We start from the raw sequence: 4,283 nt of genomic DNA on the forward strand, positions 1-4,283 counted from the left end.
TGATCCCGGGCCCCTACCCCGCCGCGTCCTCCCGCCCGCCGCCGAGCGCGCGCTCGGCGAGCCGCACCCAGTAAGAGGCGCCGAAGGCGATGGCGTCGTCGCAGAAGTCGTAGGTCGGGCTGTGAAGGCCGGAGCTCGGCCCGTTGCCGATGAAGACATAGGCGCCCGGCAGCGCCTCCAGCATGAAGGCGAAGTCCTCGGCCCACATCATGGGCACGGTCGCGTCGTCCACATGGTCCGCGCCGACGATCTCGCGTGCCACCTCGGCGGCGAAGGCAGCCTCGGGCGCATGGTTGCGCGTCACCGGATAGCCCTCCTTGATGCGCACCGTGGCGCGCGCGCCATGGGCGGCGGCGATGCCGTGAGCCACCTCCTCCACCCGCTGGAACACCTTGAGTCGCACCCCGGGATCGAGCGCGCGCACGGTGCCGAGCAGGCGCGCGCGGGGCGGCAGCACATTGTCCACCTCGCCGGCCTGGAACACGCAGATGGAGACCACGGCGGCATCGAGCGGCCCGACATTGCGGGCCACCACCTGCTGCAAGGATGTGACGATGGCGGCGGCGCAGAGCACCGCGTCGACCCCCTGCTCGGGCTTCGCCGCATGCCCGCCGCGGCCCTCGACGAGGATCTCCACCTGGTCGGACGAGGCCATGATCGGCCCCGGCCGCATGGCGAAGCGGCCCACCTCCAGCCCCGGCATGTTGTGCATGCCGTAGACCGCGTCCGATGGAAAGCGGGTGAACAGGCCGTCCTCGACCATGGCGCGGGCCCCCGCGCCGCCTTCCTCGGCCGGCTGAAACACCACGTGCACCGTGCCGGCGAAGGCCCGAGTCTCGGCGAGGTGACGCGCGGCGCCGAGCAGCATCGCCATGTGGCCGTCATGGCCGCAGGCGTGCATCCGGCCGGGGTGCTCCGACGCATAGGCGGCGCCGGTCGCCTCGACGATGGGCAGTGCATCCATGTCGGCGCGAAGGGCGACGGCCCGGCCCGGCCCCCTGCCCCGGATGACGCCGACGACGCCCGTGCCGCCGATGCCCTCGGCCACCTCGTCACAGCCGAATTCCCGCAGCTTGTCGGCCACATAGGCCGCCGTCAGAGGCAGGTCGTATTGCAGCTCGGGCCGGCGGTGGAGCGCCTGGCGCCATTGGGCAATCTCGTTTGCTGCGGCGGCAATGCGATTGTTCACAGGCATGAGGCGTCCAAGGGCATGAGGCAGTCACCGTACTTGGCCGTATTTGGCTGTACTCGGCCGGACTTGGCGGGACTTGGCCATTCCCGGCCGGGCCAGCGCCCGCCGGAGGTCACGCCATGGGGCTCGCCGTCATGCTGCCTGGCGCCGTGCTCAAGTCAACCGGCACGACGGCAGGGATCGCCGGAGGTTGAGTCATAACTTGAGAAAATCGCATTATATTTCTGTTTTTAAACATGTTTTGTAGATTTGCATAGAGGGCGATTGTCCGCATCTGGCCTGGAGCAACTCGGTCGAAGCAGGGACAGGAGTGGTCCGGATAACCCGATGTTCGCGGCACCGAATCCGGCAATTGCGGAGCGCACCGAACATCCCCCCGGGGACGCCGGACATTGATTTCCGCACGCACTTTCAAGGCGCTGCGTCACAAGCGTCCGATTGTGGTGAAACCTCAAGTGGCGCGCCGGACATCGGGGCGGCGCCCGCTCGCATGGCCCCCTCCCCGCAGGCGGCGCCTGGCCTGCGCCGATGCGGGCGGAACGTCGCTAGCCCGCGGCGGCGACGCTCTGACGCACCGCATCGCGACCGGCGCGCTTGGCCGCATAGAGCGCGCTGTCCGCCTCGCGCACGATCTCTTCGGCACCGCTCGAAGTCCCGGCGGTGGTGGCAATGCCGATGCTGACGGTGAGCCAGCCGCCGGCCGGATGGGCGATCTCCGCCTCGCGCAGGCGCGCACGGACCCGCTCGGCGATGGCCAGCGCGCCGTCCTCGCCGGTATCCGGCAGAATGAGGGCGAATTCCTCGCCGCCATAGCGGGCGGCGGTGTCGTCGGGCCGGCGCGCGGTGGTCTTCAGGATCTCGCCGAGCCGCGAAAGCGCCTTGTCGCCCGCCACGTGCCCGCCGAGATCGTTGAAGGCCTTGAAGCGGTCCACGTCCAGCAGCAGCAGGGATTGCGGCGCGCGCGTGCGGGCGGCACGGCGCAGCGCGCGGTCGAGGGCGGCATCGAAGCGCCGGCGGTTGGCGAGGCCGGTGAGCGCATCCACCTCGGCGCGTTCCTTCAGTTCCTCGCTCATCCGCCACAGCTCGATCTCGTCCATGGCGATGGCGGCGAACTCCTCCAGCGGACCGATGTCGAACGTCGCCTCATCGCCCGGCGCACGCGCCATGATGCAGAACGAGCCGATGGCGAGCCCCTCCGCGGCCAGCAGCGGCACGCCGGCATAAAAGTGCAGATCGAGATGCGGGATGAGCGGATGGCCGATGAAGCGCGGATCGCTCTTCAGGTCGCCCACCACCAGCGAGCGGCCGCTTTCGATGATCAGGTTGCACACGGTGCGCGGCCGTTCGACCGCCTGCGCAAGCCCCGCCGCCGACATGGATTTCATCCATTGGTGGCTGGCGTCCACGAAGCCGATGAAGGCCACGTCCACGCCATAGAAGCGGGTGGCAAGGCGCGTCAGCCGGTCGAACCGCCGGTCGGCCGGCGTGTCCATGATCTGGCACGCCGCAAGGACGCGCAGGCGTTCCGCTTCATTGGCGGGAGGGGGCGGGGGGGTCCACACGATCGGCTGCGCACGCTCTCGGAGGGTGTGACCGGGTTGTACTGAGGCTAGAAGACGGCGCCTCCGCCAGCAAGCGTGGCCGTGGACATTTTCGGACCCGCATGGCCGGGCGCGCTGCGGAGACCCCGGCGCCAGCGGGCCGCCGAAAGCCAGGAGGCCGTCGAAAGCCAGGAGGTGGATGCCGCGGAGGATTTGGTGAGCCCGTCGGGATTCGAACCCGAGACCCCATGATTAAAAGTCACGTGCTCTACCGGCTGAGCTACGGGCTCACTGTGGGAAGCGTGGTTAGGCTGCCGGGCGGGCAGCGTCAAGGCTGGGCGCCGGCAAGAATCGGCCTTCCCCCATCGCGTCGCCGCAAAGGCGCACTACATGAAGGGGCGGGCTGCGGCCGGGGGCGGCGCGGCTGTGGACAGATTCCGGAACCCTTCCTCATGGCCTCCTTCTCCATCCTCGATCTGGTGCGCATCACCCAGGGCACCGATGCGCGCGGCGCCCTGCTCAATGCCCGCGATCTCGCCGCCCATGCGGAGCACTGGGGCTACACCCGCTTCTGGGTGGCCGAGCATCACAACATGGCGGGCATCGCCAGCGCCGCCACGGCGGTGGTGGTCGGCCATATCGCCGCCGGCACCCGAACCATCCGGGTGGGGGCCGGCGGGATCATGCTGCCGAACCATTCGCCACTGGTGATCGCCGAGCAGTTCGGCACCCTGGAACAGCTGTTCCCGGCCGCATCGACCTCGGCCTCGGCCGCGCTCCGGGCACCGACGGCGAGACCCTGCGCGCCCTGCGCCGCACCTATGAAGCCGCCGACGCCTTCCCCCAGGACGTGCTGGAGCTGCAGGCCTATCTGTCTCCCGAGGCGGCGGGCCGGCGCATCCAGGCGGTGCCGGCGGCGGGCACGCAGGTGCCGCTCTGGATCCTCGGCTCGAGCACCTATGGCGCGCAGCTGGCGGCGATCCTCGGCCTGCCCTACGCGTTCGCCTCGCACTTCGCCCCCGACCAGCTGATCGAGGCGCTCGCCATCTACCGCGAGCGGTTCCAGCCTTCGGCCACGCTGCAGCGGCCCTATGCCATGGCGGGCCTCAACGTGATCGCGGCGCAGACGGACGAGCAGGCCCGCCGGCTCGCCACCACCCAGCAGATGAGCGCCGCCGACCAGTTCCGCGGCGCCCGCGGCCTCAGCAAGCCGCCCATCGACGACATCGAGACCTATTGGACGCCCATGGAGAAGGCCCAGGCGCGGCGCAAGCTGGCGCGCTCGGTGGTGGGCGGACCGGAGACGGTGCGCGCCGGCATCTCGGCATTCCTGGCCGAGACCGGGGTGGACGAGGTGATGATCGTCTCGGATGTCTACGAACATGCCGAGCGGCTGCGCTCGTTCGAGATCATCGCCTCGCTCGGCCTGATGTCCGCACCCCGCGCCGGTGCCGGCCCTGACCGGCAGCTGACCGCGCGCGGCAAGTCTCGCGCGGCTTTCGCCCGTCTGCTGGGGCCTCGCCCTGGCTTATGGCGGCGCCGGCGCCCGG

Annotated in this window: 2 protein-coding genes, 1 tRNA gene and 1 pseudogene; 1 reads left to right on the forward strand and 3 read right to left on the reverse strand. The window is 70.2% G+C overall.

Annotation, left to right across the window (positions count from 1 at the left end; genetic code table 11):
• Positions 1 to 13: 13 nt before the first annotated feature.
• From AC2W7M_RS20715 to AC2W7M_RS20725, 3 genes are all read right to left on the reverse strand, one after another.
• On the reverse strand, positions 14 to 1,195 hold the full coding sequence (locus tag AC2W7M_RS20715; RefSeq protein ID WP_486134547.1) for a M20 aminoacylase family protein: 1,182 nt from the start codon (positions 1,193 to 1,195) through the stop codon (positions 14 to 16).
• Between the two features lie 542 nt (positions 1,196 to 1,737).
• Entirely contained in the window at positions 1,738 to 2,685 is a 948-nt protein-coding gene (locus AC2W7M_RS20720) for a diguanylate cyclase (RefSeq protein ID WP_486134549.1), read from the reverse strand.
• A gap of 262 nt (positions 2,686 to 2,947) precedes the next feature.
• Positions 2,948 to 3,023: transfer RNA gene (locus AC2W7M_RS20725), tRNA-Lys, on the reverse strand.
• A gap of 162 nt (positions 3,024 to 3,185) precedes the next feature.
• Between AC2W7M_RS20725 and AC2W7M_RS20730 the strand changes: the two are divergent.
• Positions 3,186 to 4,156: pseudogene (locus AC2W7M_RS20730) on the forward strand (LLM class flavin-dependent oxidoreductase); the annotation flags it as partial.
• Positions 4,157 to 4,283 lie beyond the last annotated feature (127 nt).

The organism is Xanthobacter sp. BG11Y11_SDJG, from assembly GCF_057364445.1.

What these genes read in the sequence shown, in the direction of transcription:
- AC2W7M_RS20720 (WP_486134549.1), bottom strand. Translation starts at nt 2,685, where the DNA reads ATGGACACGCCGGCCGACCGGCGGTTCGACCGGCTGACGCGCCTTGCC.
- AC2W7M_RS20715 (WP_486134547.1), bottom strand. Translation starts at nt 1,195, where the DNA reads ATGCCTGTGAACAATCGCATTGCCGCCGCAGCAAACGAGATTGCCCAA.